The organism is Achromobacter sp. ACM01, from assembly GCF_014851745.1.
GTDB lineage: Bacteria > Pseudomonadota > Gammaproteobacteria > Burkholderiales > Burkholderiaceae_B > Achromobacter > Achromobacter aegrifaciens.
This window is the reverse complement of sequence record NZ_JACVAF010000001.1, coordinates 934,966-954,150: the sequence shown is the minus strand read 5'-3', so window position 1 is coordinate 954,150 and position 19,185 is coordinate 934,966. Positions and strand designations below refer to the sequence as shown.

Sequence of the window (19,185 nt, the reverse complement as noted above, 5' to 3'; positions counted from 1 at the left end):
ATGCGCCTTTCCTTCCTGCTCATGGCGGCGCTGTATGCCTGCACGGCCGCAGCCCAGGACGCGGCCACGGTGGTGCCCGCCAACGTCATCCCCCAGCCCGGCCAGGTCGTGGCCAGCGGCGCCGTGCCGGACGAAGCCGCCAAGGCCGATGTGCTGGCCCGGCTGCAGCAGGTGTATGGCGTGGGCAACGTGATCGACCAGATCGATGTGGGCGGCGTGGTCGCGCCGCCGAACTGGTCGGAGCACGTCGGCAAGCTCATCGGCCAGCCATTGAAACAGATCAACCGCGGCCAGCTGGAGATCGACGGCACCCAGATCCGCCTGCGCGGCGAGGTGCAGAATGAAGCCTCGCGCCAGCAGATCGCCAGCACCTTCGCGACCTCGCTCAATCCCACCTACAAGATCGTCAACGGCCTGCGCGTATCCGCCAGCAAGGACGAACAGGGCTTGCTGGACCAGGTACTGACCAACCGTGTGGTGGAATTCGAGACCGGCAGCGCCACGCTCACCGCGCGCGGCCGCGAGCTGCTGGACAAGGTGGCGGACGTGGTGCCCAAGCTGCATAGCGACAAGGTGCAGATCATCGGCCACACCGACAGCTCCGGCAGCCGCAGCACCAACCTGGCGCTGAGCCAGGCGCGCGCCGATGCCGTCAAAACCTACCTGGTGGACAAGGGCCTGCCGCCCGCGCGCTTTGAGACGCTGGGCGCGGGGCCTGACCAGCCGGTCGCCACCAACGCCACGGCCGAAGGCCGCGCCAAGAACCGCCGCATCGAGTTCCGCGCCAGCCGCTAGGCGCCTGGCGCTTGGCCGGCCCGCGCGGGCCGGCTTGTGCAAACAGTGACTTTGCGTTCAGCCGTTGTGGTCCGGCGGCTTGGGCACGCCCAGCAGCTCTTCCAGGCCGGACAGCGCATCGCCGTTCTTGAGGACGGTGCGCAGCCACAGGTGCAGCGACATCTCGCCCCAGCTGGCGGCCTTGTCGGCCAGATAGGCCACGGGGCTGTGAGGCTCGGTGCGGCGGAAGAACTCCGCCACTTCGCGCAGCTGCGCCAGCGCCTGCTCGCGCGTTTGCAGCGGGCCGCGCGCGGCTGCGGGCGCGGCGGAAACAGGGTCGGCAGCGGACAAGGTCGGCTCCATCCGGGCAGCTGCGGGCGCAGCGGTGGGAGCGGCCGGCGCCGCGGTATCCGCGCGCACCAGCAGCCCGGCGTCGCGGGCGAAGCGGCGGGTCAGCTCGGTCACGTCGCGCAGCGCGTCGCGCACCGGCGAGAAGGCCGGGCCCTCGTCGCCCAGGCGTTGCGCCAGGGTCTGTTCCAGCGTATCCAGCGCCGCGAAGCAGCTTTGCAGATTGCCTTCCAGTTCGGAATAGAAAGCGGGCGGCGTGTCGCGCCGCGCCGCGTCGAACTGGTCCAGCGTGAGCTTGCCGCGCGTGATCTCGGCCGCGTTCTGCGGCGCGCGCTTGACCGCGTTGGCAAGTTGCGAGGCGCTGTCCCACAGCGCCGCGCCATAGCGCCCGCCCTCCGACTGGGTCAGCGGCAGCTCGCGGATCAGCTGTTGCGAGCGTGCCAGCAGCCAGGCCAGGTTGCCCACGCGCTGCTGCACGTCGCCCTCGTCCGGCACGGGGTGCAGGCCGTCCCAGTAGTGGCGGCACAGGCCGTCCACCAGCAGATAGCCGTCGCGCAGGCCGGCGAAGCCGCGCGTCTTGGCCCAGGCCTCGGCCAGCCAGGCAGCCACGCGCACGTCCTTGCTCTGTTCGCGCAGCACCGTGGTGCAAATGCGGATGACTTCCGGCCAGTCGGCCTCCTTGATGTCGATAACCCAGTCGCCCTGGTCCAGGTTCGGATCATCGTGGCGGCGGGCTTCGCGGATGGCGTCAAATTCGGCTGAAAACACCATGTCGACGCCGCAGGGCGCCTCGCCCGCAATGGGCTGCAGCAATGTGTCGATATCGCTCATATAGATCTGGTCGGATGGCAGGATCGCGGCCGCCGGGCCAGCGGCGGGCAGCGACAAGAGGACCGATCCTCCCATATCTGTAACGACGGCGCGTTTGAAGATGACACGTCCTATTACAAAACGCATCACGGACCCTGGATATCATGCGGGTTCCCCAGGACAAGGATGCGCGATGAACAAGTCATTCCACATGATGCCCGACGGCCGCTTCATCATTGGCAAGCCGCGCCGTTGCCCCGACGGCACCTACGTCGGCGACGGCGGACCCATCACCCGCGCGCCGGATGGCACTTACGTTGCCGGCAAGCCGCAGCGCGCGCCTGACGGCCGCTATCTGGGCGGCGACGGTCCGGTGCGCATGGCGCCCGACGGCAGCTTCGTCACCGGCACGCCGCGGCAGGCGCCGGACGGCACCTATCTGTAAGCACACATAACCAAACTGACAGGGCAACAGGCAGCCATGGCGCAGCTATCGGTGATACGCAAGGGCGACCGCACCTCGCATGGCGGAGTGGTCGTCACGGGCGACGAAACAGTAATGATCTTCGGCCAGCCCATGGCCCGGCTGGGCGACCGCGTCACCTGCCCCAAGTGCAGCGGCACGCATACCATCGTCGAAGGCGCGGCCGCCGTCAGTTCGGACCGACGCACCGCGCTGGAAGGCATGAAGACATCCTGCGGCGCCACGCTGATCGCAAGCCAGCAGTTCTACCGGCTGGAGCAGGGCTAGACCCCGGACCGCGCAAGCAGGCGCCTCAATCCCAGGCGCAGCGCCAGCACGGTGAACGCAATAGGCAGCACCATGCGCCACTGCGCCACGAACAATTCCATCGTGGCCTCGCCCGGCGCCCAGGTGTTGCCGAACACCTGGGCCTCGGGCGGCGCCAGATAGAGCGCAACCAGCGCGGCGGCCAGCGTCGCCGCGGCCCGCCATGCGGCCGAACGGCGCACCCGCGCCGCGCGCTCGGCCAGCGCCAGCGCCAGCAGGCCGGCCAGCCCCGCCAAGGCGGCATCGACGTAGAAGTCGAACGGCCCGTACATGAACGGCGCATCCGGAATCATCCAGCCGTAGGCATCGGTCTTCAGCACTGAAGTCAGGCAAGCGCCGAACAGCGCCGCCGCAGCAGAGAGCAGCAGGAAATCACAGAACCGCAGGAAGAATTTCGGCATCATGGAACGGGAATGCGCCGCGTGCGGCGGCGGGGTGCGGGCGCAAGAATGCCACAGGAGGAATCCCGCTGCATCCGATACGCACCGCCCGGCGCGATTGCTCGCCAGGCAGCGGCGCGCCGCGTTCTCTGAGAGAATGCCGCCTGTCTCTCAGGCTCCACCGCTCAGACCTCAAGCAGCACCCATGACGCTTCCGCAATCCAGGCTGTACCCGTTGCTGTTGTCCGGCGCGCTCGCGCTTGCCCTGGCGGCTTTGCCGGCATATGCCTCCGCCGGCTCGTCCTCCCGGAAAGCCGCCACCCGCAACACGCCCGCGACGCCGCCCCAAGGCATGCCGCAGTACGGCAAGGGTGAACATGGCCGCTACCTGATCCTGAGGCTGGACAACAGCCGCGGCGGCGGCATCGCTCCCAATACGCCATACCGCCTGTTCCTGACAGGCGAGGACAAGGCCATCGAGGGTACGCCCGACCACGACGGCATCGTGCACGGCGTCACCGACGCGCTGGGCCGCAGCGCCTGGATCTGGACCCGCGAGGCGCATTCCGCCGAAGACTTCACCTTGATCCGGCGCATAGGGAGCGGCGCCTGGGGCAGTGTTTTCCAGCTGCAGAGCGGCGGGGATAATGGTCCGCTGGGGGGGTGGCCTTACATCACCACCATGCATGTGCGCTGGGGTGAGCAATGGGTAGACCTTGGGTACAGCACCGCGCAGGGCAATACCGCCTACTTCAGCCACGCCCGGCCGGCGGCCTCCCTTTCGATCTCGGTCGAGGCCAATGCGGCAGAGAACCGCCGCTGCTTCGACGAGCTGGACGCCATCAACCGCAAGTTCAGCCAGGGCGATGCCGAGGGCGCGCTGCAACTGGTGGATACCGCCGCCTGCGGCGCAGAGCCGCAGCAACAGCTGGACATGGCCAACCTGCTGCTGATGGCCGGCCGCGCCGACCTGGCGCGCCTATGGCTGGAACGCGCCCGCTCAGGATCCGAGCCCGTGGATCATGACGTGCTGCGCGCAAGATTCAAGCTGGAACGCCTGCTGGGCCTGCCCGCCCTGGCGCTGGAAGACGCGCTGGAATTGCAGCGGCGCCAAGCCGACGTCCCCCTGCGGGACGATCCCGACTGGGCCAACAGCATCGCCTACTATCTGGCGGATTTTCCCGACTACCTGGCGCAAGCCGAGGCGCAAGCGCACAAATCGATAGCCACGGCCGGCGCCCTTCCCTACAACCTGGGAACGCTGGGCTGGATCCTCGTCCTGAGGGGCGACGTCGACGGCGGGCTGGACCTGCTGAAGCAGTCCTACCGCGAGATTCCGCGCGACGAGGAAATCGTGGCCGATTACGGCCTGGCGCTGTGGCGCCACGGCCAAAAAGACCTGGCCACTGGGCTTTGGAAACAAGCCGAGGCCCAATGCGTGTGGGGCGGGCGCATGTACGACGCGCTGCGCGAGGCCGGTCATCCGCACCCCTACTTCCAGGCCGCGAATTCCCGAGCGGTGCAGGCCTATCAGCAGCGCTGCGCGGCGCCGCAGACCAAACGCAAGATCAGGACTGGCGCTGCCGTCAAAGCGTAAAATAACGAAGACAGACCAGCAGCGCCCCGCAGCAGCGGTACGCGCAGGAGACCACCATGAAATCCGCCCTGATCCGCTTGCTTACTCTCATGGCCACGGCCCTGGTCCTGGCCGGTTGCGCGCAGGGCAATGGCGGCCCGCCCCATCCCGGCGCGGTCAATCCCTACAGCCAGGGCGGCTTCCACGACGCCGGCCCCAACTACCCCGACACCGGCCGCTGACCAGCGCCGGCCTCAGGCTTCCCGCAGCGCGCCCGACTTCAGCAGGGGCGCCAGGATGCCGGCGGTGTAGACCCGCGCCAGGTTCACCAGGAAGTCAGTGAAGTCCGCCTTCGCGGCATGATCGGCCTGATCCGAAATCACCCTCAGCACAGCGAAGGGCACGCCGAATTCGTAGCAGACCTGCGCCATCGCCCCGCCTTCCATTTCCAGGCAGAGCGCATCGGGCAGGCGCTGGCGTAGCTGGCGCGCATAGTCGTTGCTGTTGACGAAGACGTCGCCGGTGGCGATGAGCCCGTGGTGCACCCGCGGCGGCTGTCCGCCTGGCCCCACCGGCAAGCCGCCCTGGCGCACGAACTGTCCCGCGCTTTCCAGCAGCCGTTCGCTCAGGACCGGATCCGCATCGAAGCGTTCGCGCCCCAACAGGGGAATCTCATGCTGTCCAAACAGCGGACGCGCGTCCATGTCGTGCTGCATCAACGCACTGGCCACGACCACATCGCCCACCGCCACATCCTCATGCAAGCCGCCCGCCAGTCCGGTGAAGACCACCCGCGACGCCTTGAACTCCTGGATCACGATGGATGCCGTCGCAGCCGCGGCCACCTTGCCAATCCGGCTCAACGCAATCACGCAAGGCGTGCCCCACAAGGTGCCGACGTGGAAGTCGCGCATGGCAATGCGGTGAATGGCGGCGCCCGGATCCATCGCCGCCAGCAGGTCGGCGATCTCTTCGTGCAAGGCGCCCAATATGGCTAAACGTCCCATGTACATCTACTCGGTTGATACGCGGCCCGCGGCCGCCCTGCCCCGCAACATACTCCATGCCCGGCGCGGCCGCCAACGCGTGCGGGCCTCCCCGCGCTTGCCTGGAGGATTGCTACTTTTGATGTAGTGAAGTTTTCCTCCTGCGCCCGCGCCGCCGTGCGAACCCAGACAACGCGCTGGATTGCGACCAATTAGCTAGTCAAAAAAGCGGTGTACGTCCATGCAGCAGGGAAACCATGCACCCGGCGGCGTCCGAACGCCGTGCTAGCTTACCGTCGCGCACGACGCGGACCATGCCAGCAAACAGATTCATTGCAAGACTCAATCTGTGGAGAACGATCATGGTGAAGAATCTGGCCGTATTCTTCGACGGGACCTGGAACGAACCCAATGACCGCACCAACGTCTACGAACTCTACAAGGCGGCGCCCGAGACCTCCACGCAAGAGACGTTCTACATCGAAGGCGTAGGCACGCAGGGCCAGGGCCTGTGGGCGGCCATCGACAAGTTCGCCGGCGGCGCCTTTGGGGCAGGACTGTCGGCCAACATCCGCACGGGCTACCGCTGGCTTTGCCAGCGCTACCAACCGCGCGACCGCATCTTCCTGTTCGGGTTCAGCCGTGGCGCCTACTCCGCCCGCAGCCTGGCCGGCATGGTGCGCAAATGCGGCCTGCTGAACGATCCCTCCGACAACAACGTGGAGCAAGCCTATGCGCTCTACCGCGACGACTGCATCCCTTCCTCGCTGGAAGCCGCGACCTTCCGCGTGAATTTCTCGCGCGAGACCGACGTGCATTTCGTCGGCGTCTGGGACACGGTCGGCAGCCTGGGCATACCGGTAGGCGGCATCCCTTTTCCGGGTTTCTCCAGGTTCTACAACTTCCACGACACCGAACTCAGCAACCACGTCCATCACGCCTATCACGCAATCGCCACCAACGAATTTCGCGAACCGTATGCGCCTACCCTGTGGACCCGGCTGGCTGACTCCGAGCCGCGTCCAGCCGACCATCCGGTCGAGCAGCGCTGGTTCATCGGCGCCCATTCGGACGTCGGCGGCGGCTACCGGGACGGCAGCCTGCAGACGCTGCCCGCCTCGTGGCTGCAGGAGAAGGCGCGCCAGGTCGGCCTGGAGGCCGGACTGGCGCAACGCGTCGCCACGGACTACGACCAATGCGAGCCGCACGACTCCTACCGCGAGTTCACGGAGAAGGTGCTGATCCATGTAAAAAAACGCCCCAGGCTGTGGGATGGCGCAACCGTGCTCAATCTGACGGTGGACGACCAACTCCTGAAGCGGTTCGGGCGCAGCCTGGATTTCCTGAAGGAGTATCCCGACTTCAAGGACGCGCTGGAAAAGCTGCCCGTCGCGCGGCCATGATGGGCCCGCCGCGCGTCTTGGAAGAAGCCATGAAAGCGCTCGCAATAGAGTGATGCAATGCGCTGGCAAATGAGACTTTACGACTTAAAGCGATACAAACTTCGTTCAGTCGGACTGTGGCGGGAAAACCATGCATTGGGCGGCCCATTTCAAGTAACCTCCGGCCACCAGTCATTGTTCCGAGCCGATGTTTACGCATGTTCCGCAATGTCTTTGCTCTCAAATCCCTTGAAAGGTATTTCCTGACACTGGCAGCCGGCGTAGCGCTGCCGGTCTCCATGCTGACCGTGATCGTGGTGCAGCAGAACTGGCGGTCGCTGGCCGCCACCGACGACGCCATGCGGGGCTTCATCGTGGTCCGCACGACCCTGATGACGATGGAAGCGGTATCCGCCGAACGCGGCCCAATGAACTCGGCGCTGGGCTCCGACCTGCCGGTCCCCGAAAACATCCTGCGCGCGCTGGCCGAAGCCCGCCAGCGCACCAATGCGCAAGTCGCCGACCTGCTTGCGCTCTACCGCGCACCTCTCAATCCCAACGGCGCCCGCGAATTCACCAACATCCAGCGCATCCGCGAGTCCCTGTTGAACGCCCGCGCCAGCGCCGACGCGGCCATCGCCGCGCCCCGCGCCAACACGTCCGGCCACAACCTGTGGACAGTGGTCGGCGACATGGTGGCGGTGGTTCCCGAACTGCGCGCCGCGATGTCCGACGGCATCGGCCTGGTCGCCCGGAACCAGGGCGAAGACTTCGACCTGCTGTCCCTGGCGCTGCTGGCCGGCGAACTGCGCGAACAGGCGGGACTGGTCGGATCCACGTTCGCGCCGGCCCTCAGCAAGCGCCGCACGCTGACCGCCAGCGATCAGCTGAGGATAGAACGCGTGATCGGCCGCATCGACGAACTGCGCGCCCTGATCGACGCCAACATCGCCAGCATGCCGCGATACGCATCCTCCCTCGCCTACCGCGAACTGCAGCAGCAGTACTTCGGCGATGGCATGAGCTACCTCGACAGCGTGCGCGCCATTGCCGAACGGGCGCCGGAGGAGTCATTGGTGTCGATGTACGAACTCGGCGCGAACTATGTGCCGCGCATGAAGTCCATCGTCCGGTTTCGCGACCTGATGCTCAACGAAGTGGAGCGGCGCATCGGAGAAAACCGCCAGGCCGCGATCCGCGTGCTGCTGACCACCCTGGCGGCCGCGGCGATGCTCACGGCCGCGTTGATAATCGGCCTGACCATGTTCCGCAAGCGCGTCATCCGGCCTTTCGTCCGCGCCACCAACATCATCGGCGCGATCGCGAAAGGCGGCGATGTGCCACCCATTCCCGCCGATCAGTACCGGGGCGAAGTCAACGGCATGTTCAAGGCGCTGAACGTGCTCAACGACAACGCCACCGCCGTGCGTAAGCTGGAACTCGAACGCGACCGCCTGATTCAAGACCTCGCCATCATGGCCGAAACGGATTTCCTGACCGGCCTGCTGAACCGCCGCGCCTTCGAAAAGCGCCTGGAAGCTTCGCTGGACGATATCCGCAACGATCCGCAGAGCGGTCTGGGCTTCATCCTGTTCGACATCGACCACTTCAAGTCCATCAATGACACGCACGGCCACGCTACAGGCGACGAAGCGCTCAAGACCGTGGCCGATCTGTGCCGCAAGACCTTCCGCGAATCCGACGTGGTCGCGCGCGTGGGCGGCGAAGAGTTCGCGGTGCTGTGCCGCAGCCGCAACCCCGACCGCGTCCGGGACATCGCGGAACGCATGCGGCTGAGCATCGCGCAAACGCGGCTCAGTGCCGGCGCAGGCGCCAGCTTCAGCATGACCGCCAGTTTCGGCGTGGCCCACGCCCGCGGCAGCGATACGGCAGCGCTGGAAAACCTGTCGCGTCGTGCCGACGAATTGCTATATAAGGCCAAGCTGACCGGCCGCAACTGCGTGCTGCTCGAACAGATGGCTTGACGCCACGAGCCACTCAAGCCGCCAGCGTTTCCCGCGCCGGCGCGCGGTATTGCTCCCACAGCCCGGCTTCCCGCGCGCGCGCCCGTTCGACGTTCTGCTCCTTGACATGGCCATAGCCGCGGATCGTGTCAGGCAGCGCGGCCAGTTCCAGCGCCGTGGCGCGATTGGCCGCGTCCAGCGTGCGGGAGAACTCCTCGGCCAGCGCCAGGTAGTCGGCCGCCAGTTGTCGCTCCATGCGGCGTTCGGCGGTCTTGCCGAACACGTCCAGCCAGGTGCCGCGCCACCGCTTCATGGGCGCCAGCGCGCGAAACGCCAGTCCCATCCACGAACCGTAGGCGCGCTTCTGCAAGCGTCCGCGCGCGTCGCGGCGCGCCAGCGCGGGTGGCGCCAAGTGATAGCGCAGCTGGTAGTCGCGGCCGGGTTCTCCTTCGAACTGCTCGCGCAGCCGGGCCTTGAAGGCCGGATCCACGTACAGGCGCGCCACCTCGTACTCGTCCTTGTAAGTCATGAGTTTGGCGAGGTTTCGCGCGACCGCCTGCGTGACCTCGAAACGCTGCGGATCCGCCAGCGCGGCTTCGCGCGCCCGCACCGCTGCCACCGCATCCAGGAAGCGCGCGGCGTAGGCCTCGTCCTGATAGGCGCGTACGTGTTGCGCCAGCCGCTGGATCTGGCCGTCCAGGGACTCCGGCAAGGCCATCACTTGCGCCCGCGGCGCCGGCTTGAGCGCGGCGGCGCCATGATGCGCGGCTTGCCGGCCCAGTTCAAAGGCGGCCAGGTTCTTTTCGACCGAGACGCCGTTCAGTTCGATGGCGCGCCGCAGGCTGTCCAGCGCCAGCGGCAGGCCGCCCTGCTGCCAGGCATAGCCCAGCAGCAGCGGATTGGCGTAGATGGTGTCGCCGAGCAGGGCCTCGGCCAGCGGGCCGGCCTCGATGAAATCGCAGTTGCCGCCCGTGCTGCGCGCCAGCGCGGCTTCGGCTTGCGCGCCGGGGAAGCGCCAGCTCGGCTGCGACAGGAAGGCTGCCGTCGGCGCGGCGCTGCTGTTCACCACGGCGCGGCCATGGTCCGGGCGCAGGCGCGACAGCACTTCGGGCGACGCCGACACCAGCGCGTCACAGCCGATGACCAGGTCGGCCTCGCCCAGCGCCACGCGCGTGGCATGCAGGTCCGCGGGGCGATTGGCCAGCTGCACGTGGCTGAGCACGGCGCCGCCTTTCTGCGCCAGCCCGGCCATGTCCAGCACGGTCACGCCCTTGCCTTCAAGATGCGCGGCCGCGCCCAGCAGCGCGCCTATGGTCACGACGCCGGTTCCGCCCACGCCCGCGATCACCACGCGGTAGGCCCCAAGCGGACGGATCCCTGCCAGGTCGGGCTGCGGCGGTTCGGCCAACGCGGGGAGATTCCTGCCCGTGCCCGGCTTGCGCAGCGTCGCGCCTTCCGCCGTGACGAAGCTGGGACAAAAGCCCTCCACGCAGGAAAAGTCCTTGTTGCAGGACGACTGGTTGATGCGGCGTTTCGTGCCCAGCGGCGTATCCAGCGGCTCGACCGACAGGCAATTGGATTGCACCGAGCAGTCGCCGCAACCTTCGCAGACCGACTCGTTGATGAAGGCGCGGCGCCGCGGATCGGGATACTCGCCGCGCTTGCGGCGGCGGCGCTTCTCGGTGGCGCAGGTCTGGTCGTAGATCAGCACCGTCGTGCCAGCGATGTCGCGCAAGGCGCGCTGCACGTCGTCGAGCGCCTTGCGGTGGTGCACCTCCACGCCCTGCGGCAACGCGGTAGCGCCGGCGTACTTTTCCGGCTCGTCGGTCACCACCACGGTCTTGACCACGCCTTCGGCCTGCATCTGGGCGGCGATCTGCGGCACCGTGAGCACGCCATCCACCGGCTGCCCGCCCGTCATCGCGACGGCGTCGTTGTAGAGAATCTTGTAGGTGATGCTGGCGTGCGCGGCGACTGCCGCGCGTATGGCCAGCAACCCCGAATGGAAATAGGTGCCGTCGCCCAGGTTGGCGAAGATGTGACGCTCAGCGGTGAAATCCTTCTGCCCCAGCCAGGCGACGCCCTCGCCGCCCATCTGGCTGAAGGTGTCGGTCTTGCGGTCCATCCACATCGCCATGTAATGGCAACCTATGCCGGCCACGGCGCGCGAGCCTTCGGGCACGCGGGTGGAGGTGTTGTGCGGACAGCCGGAACAGAACCAGGGTTTGCGCTCTTCCACCAGCGTGGGACGGGAAGCCTCGCGCTCCTTGGCGTCGATGACAGCCAGCCGCGCCGCGATGCGCGCTCTCAGCGCATCCGACAGGTCGGCCTTTTCCAGCCGCGCGGCGATGGCGCGGGCGATCAGCGCGGGCGACAGCTCGTGACGCGCGGGCAGCAGCCAGCCGCCGCGCGGCGTGGACCATTCGCCGCCGCCGTTGTCGCGTTCGTCGAACTTGCCGTAGACGCGTGGCCGTACATCGTCGCGCCAGTTGTAGAGTTCTTCCTTCAGCGCGTATTCCAGGATCTGGCGCTTTTCCTCCACCACCAGGATCTCTTTCAGGCCGGTGGCGAACTCGCGCGCATCCTGCGCGTCCAGCGGCCAGATGCAGCCCACCTTCAGCACGCGTATGCCGGCCTCGCTACAGGCCGCCTCGTCCAGGCCCAGGTCGTTGAGCGCCTGGCGCACGTCCAGATACGCCTTGCCCGCGGTCATGATGCCGAAATGCGCTTGCGGGGAATCCAGCACCACGCGGTTCAGCTTGTTGGCGCGCACATAGGCCAGCGCCGCATACCACTTGTGGTCCAGCAGCCGCGCCTCCTGCGCCAGCGGCGTGTCGGGCCAGCGGATGTTCAGACCGCCTTCGGGCAAGACGTCTTCGGGCAGCACCACCTGCACCCGGTCCGGATCCACTTCCACCGAAGCGCTGGACTCGACCACGTCGGTCACGCATTTCATCGCCACCCACAGGCCGGTGTAGCGGCTCATGGCCCAGCCATGCAGGCCGTAGTCCAGGTACTCCTGCACGTTGGACGGATACAGCACTGGTATGCCGCTGGCGATCAGCACGTGCTCGGACTGGTGCGCCACCGACGAGGACTTGGCGGCATGGTCGTCGCCCGCCAGCATCAGCACGCCGCCATGCGCCGAACTGCCGGCGGAATTGGCATGCTTGAGTACGTCCACCGACCGGTCCACGCCCGGCCCCTTGCCGTACCACATGCCGAATACGCCGTCGCGCGCCGCCCCCGGAAACAGGTTCAGCTGCTGCGAGCCCCATACCGCCGTGGCGGCCAGGTCTTCGTTCACGCCGGGCTGGAACACCACGTCGTTGGCCTGCAGGTGGCGCTTGGCCTTCCACAGGGCCTGGTCCAGCCCGCCCAGCGGCGAGCCGCGGTAGCCAGAGATGTAGCCGCCGGTGTTCAGGCCGGCCTGCAGGTCGCGCTGCTTTTGCAACAGCGGCAGCCGCACCAGGGCCTGGGTGCCACTCAGATAGATGCGCCCGTGGCTGCGGGTGTACTTGTCGTCCAGCGTCAGGCCATGGGTATCGGCCGCGCCTGCGGAAAGGGGGGTGTCCACGCTTGTCTCCTGCGTTCCGGTTCTTGGTGTTTTGCCGCAGTGTAGGAAGCAGGCTGGTTATCGTATATTCATATATTCAGGTATCAGGTATGCGATAAACAGATGGCTAACGATGTCACCCTGCGCCAACTGCGCTACTTCGCGGCTGCCGCCCGGACCGGCCGGTTTTCCATGGCCGCCGCCGACGAGCATGTCTCCCAATCCGCGGTCACCAACGCCGTCCTGGCGCTGGAGGCGCAACTGGGCGTGCGGCTGTTCGACCGCCATCCGCATGGCGTCACCCTGACGCCCGAAGGGCATAACTTCCACCAGCGGGCGCGTGAAGTGCTCGACTCGCTGGACGACGCCCTGCGCGAGCCCGGCTTCCAGCGCTATGCGCTGCGCGGCGCAGTGAGGATCGCCGCGTCCTACACGGTGCTGGGCTACTTCCTGCCCGACCTGCTGGCGCGCTTCCGGCGGCGCTATCCCGACGTGGAGCTGGACCTTGTCGACCTCGACCGGCCCGAGATCGAAGCCGCCGTAACCCGCGGCGAGGTCGAGCTGGGCGTGGCGCTGCTGTCCAACGTGGAACGGCGCGAGCGCTTCGGCCACCAGGTGCTGGTGCGCTCGCGGCGGCAGCTATGGACCGCGTCCGGCCATCCGCTGGCGCAGGCATCGGCGCCGTCGCTGGCCGACATTGCCGGCTATCCCTACATCCTGTTGGAAATGGACGAAGGCGAACGCTCCGCGCTGGCCTACTGGCGCGCCCATGGCCTGCAGCCCGACATTGCCTTCCGCACACGCTCGATGGAGGCGCTGCGCGGGCTGGTCGCGCATGGCTTCGGCGTCACCATGCTGTCGGACATGGTTTACCGGCCCTGGTCGCTGGAGGGCCGCAAGATCGAGGCCGTGCCCATCACCGATGCGGTCCCGCCCATGGAAGCGGGTCTGCTGTGGCATCCGCAAGCGCGGCTGGCCAAGCCCGCCGAAGCCTTCCGCCAGTTCATGATCTACGCCTGCGGCGTCTAGCGCCGCAGCACGCCCGGCCCGTTACACCAGGATCGCGCCCTTGCGGCGCGTGAACTGGGCCAGGGAACGCAGGGCCAGCGCATGCATGGCCGCCACCGACGGCAGCAGCGTTTCTTCCTTGCGGGTCAGCACGCCGACGATGCGCTCGACTGTGGGTTCGGCCAGCGGCACGAAGGCCAGTCCGGTCGCGGCGGCCGGCCGCGCCAGCACCGGCAGCACCGTCACGCCCAGCCCGCTGACCACGCTGGCCAGGAGCGACGCGCGGTTCGACACCACCATGAACGGGTCCTCGATGGCGCTGCCCAGTTGCCGGTTCTTCAGCGTGTCGAAGGTGGCATTGCCTATCAGGCGCTCGCCCGCCAACGCCGACCAGGGCACGGGGCCGCGCCGCCGCGCCAGCGGATGGCTCTTGCGGCACACCAGGCCGAACGCGTCGCGCGCCACCGGCGCGAATGCCACTTCCGCCGTGCGCGGCACCTGCCCTGCCACCCCTACCTGCACCTCACCGCTCAGCACCAGCCGGTGCACGTCTTGCGAGGACTCGTCGACGGCGCGGATGCGGATCGCGGGGTGGCTGCGCGCATAGCGCTCCAGCAAACGCGGCAGCCACTCGTCGGCCAGCGACGGCATCACCGCCAGCGATACCGGTCCCTGGCTGCCCAGGCCGAACTGACGCGCCGCGTCCAGCACCCGGTCGTGGGTGGACAGCAGTTCGCGGAATAACGGAGCCACGGCGATACCCAGGGGCGTGAGCTGCGCGCGCTTGCCGGGTTCGAACAGCGGCGCGCCCAGCTGCTGCTCAAGATCCTGCATGGCCGCCGACACGGCCGCCTGCGAACGGAATGTGCCTTCGGCCGCCAGACGGAAACTGCCGTGGTCGGCCGCCAACAGAAACTGGCGCAGATGCTGGATCTTCAAGGGCGCGGACATGGCTTCAGGGCTGCAGAAAATTCGGATTTTCCGAAATTAACTTGAGTTAATTTGGATTGTCAAAACTCCGCCTTGCCTTCAACAATGGCCGCGTCTTTCATTCCTACAGGTACTGGAGCAGCGGTTATGTCTTTGCAAGTGCGCAAGGTAGTCAGCTATGTGGAAAAAACCCTGATCGAAGGCGGTCGCGCCGCCGAGCGCCCGCTGGTGATGGTCATCGCCGCGGCCGTGATCCGCAATCCCTGGGCCGGCCAGCCGTTCCAGGAAGACCTGCGCCCCAAGATCCTGGAAGCCGCGCCGCCGCTGGGCGAGCTGCTGGTCGCGGAAATCCTGCGTCAGGCCGGCTCGGCCGACCAGGTTGAAGCCTATGGCAAGGCCGCGGTCGTGGGCACGGCCGGCGAAGTCGAACACGCCTCGGCGCTGATCCACACCCTGCGCTTCGGCAACGCCTATCGCGGCGCGGTTGGCGGCACCAGCTACCTGAGCTTTACCAATATGCGCGGCGGCCCCGGCTGCGTGATCACCGTGCCGCTGATGCACAAGCTCGACGAAGGCCTGCGCTCGCACTATCTGACCGTGCAGACCACCATCAACGACGCGCCCGCCCCCGACGAAATCGTGATCGCCCTGGGCGCGGCGACCTCGGGCCGTCCGCATCACCGGATCGGCAACCGCTATTCCGACCTGCAGGAACTGGAACGCGAGGCGCAGGCCAAATGAGCGCGCATTTTCGCCGATCGGGCCGCGGCGCGCCGCTGGTGCTGCTGCATGGCGTCGGCCTGGACCACACCTTGTGGGACGATCTGACGCCGCTGCTGGAGCCGCATTTCGAGGTGCTGCGCTACGACATGCTGGGCCATGGCCGCGCCCCCGCCGTCGCCGATGGGGTGACGGTGCAGGACTACATCGCGCAGCTGGACGCGGAACTGGATCGCGCCGGCTGGCAAAGCGCCAATCTGCTGGGCTATTCCATGGGCGGCTTGGTCGCGGGCGCCTATGCCGCCGCCCGCCCGCAGCGCGTCACTCGCCTGGCCTTGTTGAGCACGGTGTTCCGCCGCAGCGCGGACGAAACGCGCGCCGTGCTGGCGCGGCTGGAAGCAGCGGCCACGCAGGATCCCGCAGCCGCGGCCCAGGTCTCGCTGCAGCGCTGGTTCACGCCCGCGTTCCAGGCCCGGCGTCCCGAGCGCGTGGCCAGCATCGGCCAGCGCCTGCTGGACAACGACCGCGCCAGCTTCCTGGCCGCTTACCGCGTGTTCGCGCAGGGCGACCCGATCCTGGCGCAGGCCGCGCCAGACATCGCCTGTCCCGCGCTGGCGCTGACCGGCGAACTGGACGTCGGCTCGACCCCGCGCATGACACGGGAACTGGCCGAAGCGCTGCCCCATGCGCAGGCGCAGGTGGTGCCAGGCCAGCGACACATGCTGCCGGTGGAGGAACCGGCCATCGTGGCGGCGGCGCTGCATGGATTTTTTCTGCCGGCTGCCGGCGCGCCAAGCGCGGCCTAGCCCGCGTAGAGTGGATACGGAGACAAACAATATGAATCGCAGAACCATCCTGAAGAACATGGCGGCCCTGGCGCTCACGCCGCTGGGCGCCGCGCTCGGCGGCGCCGCCAGCGCGCGCGAAGCCCCTTTGCGCGTCATCGTGCCCTTCCCGCCCGGCGGCGGCACCGACGTGCTGGGCCGAGTGATCGCCGCCACGCTGGAAGGCGCGCTGGACCGCCCGGTAGTGGTCGAGAACAAACCCGGCGCCAGCGGCATGCTGGGCGCCGACTACACCGCCAACGGCGCCAAGGATGGCAGCGTGCTGCTGTTTGCCGGCCTGGTGCCGTCGGTGCGCTACTACGCCAAGCCGCCCGAGGACGTGCTCAAGCAACTGGCGCCGGTCTGCCCGATTGCGCGTTCGCCCTACATGGTGGCGGTCAATGCGGACCTGCCTGCCAAGACCCTGGGCGAACTCGTCGCCCAGGCCAAGCGCGAGCCCAAGGGGCTGACCTTCGGCTCCCCCGGCAACGCCACGCCGCAACATCTGGCCACCGAATTGCTGCAGGCCGCCTGCGGCATCGACATGCTGCACGTGCCCTACCGCGGCACGGGTCCGATGATGACGGACCTGCTGGGCGGACAGATCCAGGTGGTGGTCGCCACCGTCGCAGCGGTGGAACCGTATCTGCAAGGCGGACGCCTGCGCGTGCTGGCCGTGACCAGCCCGGAACGCCTGCCCAAGTACCCCGACATTCCCACGGTGGCGGAAGGCGGTTACCCCGGCTTCTCGGCGCAGATCCAGTTCGGCACCTATTGCGCGGCCGGCACTCCGGAAGCCGCCATCGCGGCGCTGAACCAGGGCATCAACCGCGCGCTGCAGACCGAGACGGTGCGCGCCAAGCTGGGCGAACAGGGCTTCCAGCCCACCGGCGGCACGCCCGCGCAGCTGCAACAGGCGTTGCTGGCGGAAATCCGCGACGTGGCGGGGCTGGTGCAGGCCGGCAAGGTCAAGGTCGACCTGTAGCGTCCCCCATACGTCCCGATGCTGGATAACCAGCATTTACAGGCGTGTCGTCCTCTGTGCATGCTGGCCGTTGATCCGGCGCAGATCGGGCGCAACATGGAGACGACATGCCTAGTCAGGAATCCCTGCACTCCGCCCATATCCGCGAGATCGAACAAGTCGGCCAGGGCCGCCCCACCCAGCGCGACGCGCACGTGGTCAGCAGCTGGCTGCGCTGCCTGGACCAGTACCGGCTGGATCCCGCCCAAGCCTGCGAGGCCTATATCGTGCCGGATGGCCGGCTGCGCGAACACCGCCAGCAGTCCGAAGCGCTGATTTCCATTGCAAGGTCCGGCCTGGACCATCTGTTCCGCCAGGTCGCCGGCCAGAACTACGTGCTGCTGCTGGCCGATCGCCAGGGCGTCACCGTGGAATTCCTGGGCGACGCGCAGCAGACCGCCAGCCTGCGCAAGGCCGGACTGTATCTGGGGTCGGAATGGTCGGAGCGCCGCGCCGGCACCTGCGCCGTGGGCGCCTGCCTGGAAAGCGGCGAAGCCCTTACCATCCACCAGAGCGACCACTTCGACAACACCCATACGCCGCTGTCCTGCACCGCCGCGCCGATCTACAACGCCGACGGCGAACTCGCGGCCGTGCTGGACATCTCGCTGCTGAGCTCGCCCATCCTGAAAGCCAGCCAGAACCTGGCGCTGCACCTGGTCACCAGCACCACGCGGCGCATCGAGATGGCCAATCTGATGGCGCGCACCAGCAACGAATGGGTGCTGCGCTTCGCGCGCTCGCCGGAATTCCTGGACGTGGACCCGGAGGCCGCGATATCGCTGGACGGCTCCGGCCGCATCCTGGGCATGACGCATACCGGCGCCAAACTGCTGGCGCGCGCCGCCGGCCTGGACTGGCGCAATCCCGCCAGCCTGATCGGCCAGCCCGTCACCCGTTTCTTCGACGTGCAGCTCGATGACCTGCCGCGCTACACCCGCGCCCATGCGCCGCAGCAACGCCTGATCGCGGCCCGCGACGGCAACGCGCTGTTCGCGCACGCCATCGAGCCCAACCGGCACGCGCGCGGAACCTCGGTCGCCGTGCGCGGCGCGCCGTCCGCGCTGCGCGGCCTGGATGGCGGCGATGCTCGCATGGCGGCCATGCTGACGCGCGCAGCCAAACTGGCCCGGCAGGGGCTGCCCCTCCTGCTGCAAGGCGAAACCGGAGTCGGCAAGGAATACCTGGCCCGCGCCATCCACGACAGCAGCCAGCGCGCCGGGCGCTTTGTCGCCGTGAATTGCGCGGCAATTCCCGAATCGCTGATCGAAAGCGAGCTGTTCGGCTACCTGCCCGGCGCCTACACCGGCGCGGCGGCCAAGGGCCGCAAGGGCCTGATCGAGGAATCCGACGGCGGCACCCTGTTCCTGGACGAGATCGGCGACATGCCGCTGGCGCTGCAAAGCCGCCTCTTGCGCGTGCTGGCCGAATCCGAGGTCACGCCCATCGGCGCCAACGCCCCGCGCGCCGTGCGCCTGTGCCTGGTGTCGGCCTCGCACCGCGACCTGGCCGCCCTGGTGCGCGAGGGGCGCTTCCGCGAAGACCTCTATTACCGCATCAATGCCGCCACGCTGACCGTGCCGCCGCTGCGCGAACGTGCGGACCTGGAATGGCTCATCGCCCGCCTGCTGGCGCGCCACCAGGACGAGTCCGGCGCCCCCGTGCTGGCGCCCGCCGCGCTGATGGCGTTGAAGGCGCATGCCTGGCCCGGCAATATCCGTGAACTCGCCAACGCCATCGCGGTCGCCGCCGCGCTGTGCGAGAACGGCGTGATCGAACCCGCCGACCTGCCCGACGCACTGGCGCCCGCGGCGGCCGCCGCCAGCCCCGCAGAGGCGGCCTTGCGCGCCATGCTGGCCAGTTGCGGCGGCAACGTCTCCGAAGCGGCGCGGCGCCTGGGCGTGGACCGCTCCACCGTGCATCGCCAGATGCGGCGCCACGGCGTCTCCTCGCGCTCCTGAGGCCCACGGCCGGGCGCCACACCCTTGCGCCACAGGTGTGGCGCGGCGCCACGGCATCCAGTCCAGCTCTCCTGCGCGCCAGGGCTGGCATGCCGATTGCTTGATCGTTATCGACGCCCACCGGCCGGCACAGGCCGGGGCCGCCAGCGGAC

At 68.0% G+C, this 19,185-nt stretch carries 17 protein-coding genes; 12 read left to right on the top strand and 5 right to left on the bottom strand.

Features of this window, described 5'->3' with window-relative positions; all coding sequences use genetic code 11:
* Complete coding sequence (locus IB268_RS04465; RefSeq protein ID WP_192352794.1) at positions 1-795, top strand: OmpA family protein; 795 nt, start codon at positions 1-3, stop codon at positions 793-795.
* A gap of 57 nt (positions 796-852) precedes the next feature.
* On the opposite strand, the gene tssA is transcribed toward IB268_RS04465, so the two are convergent.
* Complete coding sequence (tssA, locus tag IB268_RS04460) at positions 853-1,953, bottom strand: type VI secretion system protein TssA (protein WP_054452331.1); 1,101 nt, start codon at positions 1,951-1,953, stop codon at positions 853-855.
* 172 nt (positions 1,954-2,125) lie between these two features.
* On the opposite strand from tssA, the gene IB268_RS04455 reads away from it, so the two are divergent.
* Together IB268_RS04455 and IB268_RS04450 are read left to right on the top strand one after the other, a co-directional pair.
* Positions 2,126-2,377 carry a hypothetical protein gene (locus IB268_RS04455; RefSeq protein WP_054452057.1) on the top strand — a complete coding sequence of 84 codons (252 nt, stop codon included), beginning with the start codon at positions 2,126-2,128 and terminating at the stop codon, positions 2,375-2,377.
* A 36-nt stretch (positions 2,378-2,413) separates the two neighbouring features.
* Positions 2,414-2,683, top strand: coding sequence for a PAAR domain-containing protein (locus IB268_RS04450; RefSeq protein ID WP_042795237.1), 270 nt, complete (start codon positions 2,414-2,416; stop codon positions 2,681-2,683).
* Here the strand turns inward: IB268_RS04450 and IB268_RS04445 are convergent.
* Positions 2,680-3,126, bottom strand: coding sequence for a hypothetical protein (locus tag IB268_RS04445; RefSeq protein ID WP_225588880.1), 447 nt, complete (start codon positions 3,124-3,126; stop codon positions 2,680-2,682). The two genes, IB268_RS04450 and IB268_RS04445, sit on opposite strands and share 4 nt — an antisense overlap.
* A 181-nt stretch (positions 3,127-3,307) precedes the next feature.
* Here IB268_RS04445 and IB268_RS04440 point away from each other — a divergent pair, with 181 nt between their 5' ends.
* Both IB268_RS04440 and IB268_RS04435 read left to right on the top strand, forming a co-directional pair.
* Complete coding sequence (locus IB268_RS04440; protein WP_225588879.1) at positions 3,308-4,699, top strand: tetratricopeptide repeat protein; 1,392 nt, start codon at positions 3,308-3,310, stop codon at positions 4,697-4,699.
* 56 nt (positions 4,700-4,755) lie between these two features.
* On the top strand, positions 4,756-4,920 hold the full coding sequence (locus tag IB268_RS04435) for a hypothetical protein (protein WP_166738255.1): 165 nt from the start codon (positions 4,756-4,758) through the stop codon (positions 4,918-4,920).
* A 12-nt stretch (positions 4,921-4,932) separates the two neighbouring features.
* Here IB268_RS04435 and IB268_RS04430 read toward each other — a convergent pair whose 3' ends face one another.
* The gene (locus tag IB268_RS04430; protein ID WP_192353892.1) at positions 4,933-5,685 is read right to left on the bottom strand and encodes a 5'-methylthioadenosine/adenosylhomocysteine nucleosidase; all 753 of its coding nucleotides are present in this window, start codon (positions 5,683-5,685) and stop codon (positions 4,933-4,935) included.
* A gap of 341 nt (positions 5,686-6,026) precedes the next feature.
* Between IB268_RS04430 and IB268_RS04425 the strand changes: the two genes are divergently transcribed.
* Positions 6,027-7,067, top strand: a complete 1,041-nt coding sequence (locus IB268_RS04425) for a DUF2235 domain-containing protein (protein WP_119450365.1) — start codon at positions 6,027-6,029, stop codon at positions 7,065-7,067.
* Between the two features lie 197 nt (positions 7,068-7,264).
* Complete coding sequence (locus IB268_RS04420) at positions 7,265-9,031, top strand: diguanylate cyclase (protein WP_119450366.1); 1,767 nt, start codon at positions 7,265-7,267, stop codon at positions 9,029-9,031.
* A gap of 13 nt (positions 9,032-9,044) precedes the next feature.
* Here IB268_RS04420 and IB268_RS04415 read toward each other — a convergent pair whose 3' ends face one another.
* Positions 9,045-12,587, bottom strand: a complete 3,543-nt coding sequence (locus IB268_RS04415; RefSeq protein WP_192353891.1) for an indolepyruvate ferredoxin oxidoreductase family protein — start codon at positions 12,585-12,587, stop codon at positions 9,045-9,047.
* 102 nt (positions 12,588-12,689) lie between these two features.
* Here IB268_RS04415 and IB268_RS04410 point away from each other — a divergent pair, with 102 nt between their 5' ends.
* Entirely contained in the window at positions 12,690-13,595 is a 906-nt protein-coding gene (locus tag IB268_RS04410) for a LysR substrate-binding domain-containing protein (RefSeq protein WP_054452074.1), read from the top strand.
* Between the two features lie 21 nt (positions 13,596-13,616).
* Here IB268_RS04410 and IB268_RS04405 read toward each other — a convergent pair whose 3' ends face one another.
* Complete coding sequence (locus IB268_RS04405) at positions 13,617-14,525, bottom strand: LysR family transcriptional regulator (RefSeq protein WP_175159912.1); 909 nt, start codon at positions 14,523-14,525, stop codon at positions 13,617-13,619.
* Between the two features lie 126 nt (positions 14,526-14,651).
* On the opposite strand from IB268_RS04405, the gene IB268_RS04400 reads away from it, so the two are divergent.
* The 4 genes from IB268_RS04400 (at position 14,652) to IB268_RS04385 (ending at position 19,033) form a co-directional block, all read left to right on the top strand.
* Positions 14,652-15,245, top strand: a complete 594-nt coding sequence (locus IB268_RS04400; RefSeq protein WP_054452076.1) for an amino acid synthesis family protein — start codon at positions 14,652-14,654, stop codon at positions 15,243-15,245.
* Entirely contained in the window at positions 15,242-16,030 is a 789-nt protein-coding gene (locus IB268_RS04395) for an alpha/beta fold hydrolase (protein ID WP_192353890.1), read from the top strand. The genes IB268_RS04400 and IB268_RS04395 overlap by 4 nt, the downstream gene beginning before the upstream one ends.
* A 31-nt stretch (positions 16,031-16,061) precedes the next feature.
* Positions 16,062-17,033 carry a tripartite tricarboxylate transporter substrate binding protein gene (locus tag IB268_RS04390; RefSeq protein WP_054452078.1) on the top strand — a complete coding sequence of 324 codons (972 nt, stop codon included), beginning with the start codon at positions 16,062-16,064 and terminating at the stop codon, positions 17,031-17,033.
* A gap of 107 nt (positions 17,034-17,140) precedes the next feature.
* On the top strand, positions 17,141-19,033 hold the full coding sequence (locus IB268_RS04385; RefSeq protein ID WP_192353889.1) for a sigma-54-dependent Fis family transcriptional regulator: 1,893 nt from the start codon (positions 17,141-17,143) through the stop codon (positions 19,031-19,033).
* Positions 19,034-19,185: the final 152 nt, after the last annotated feature.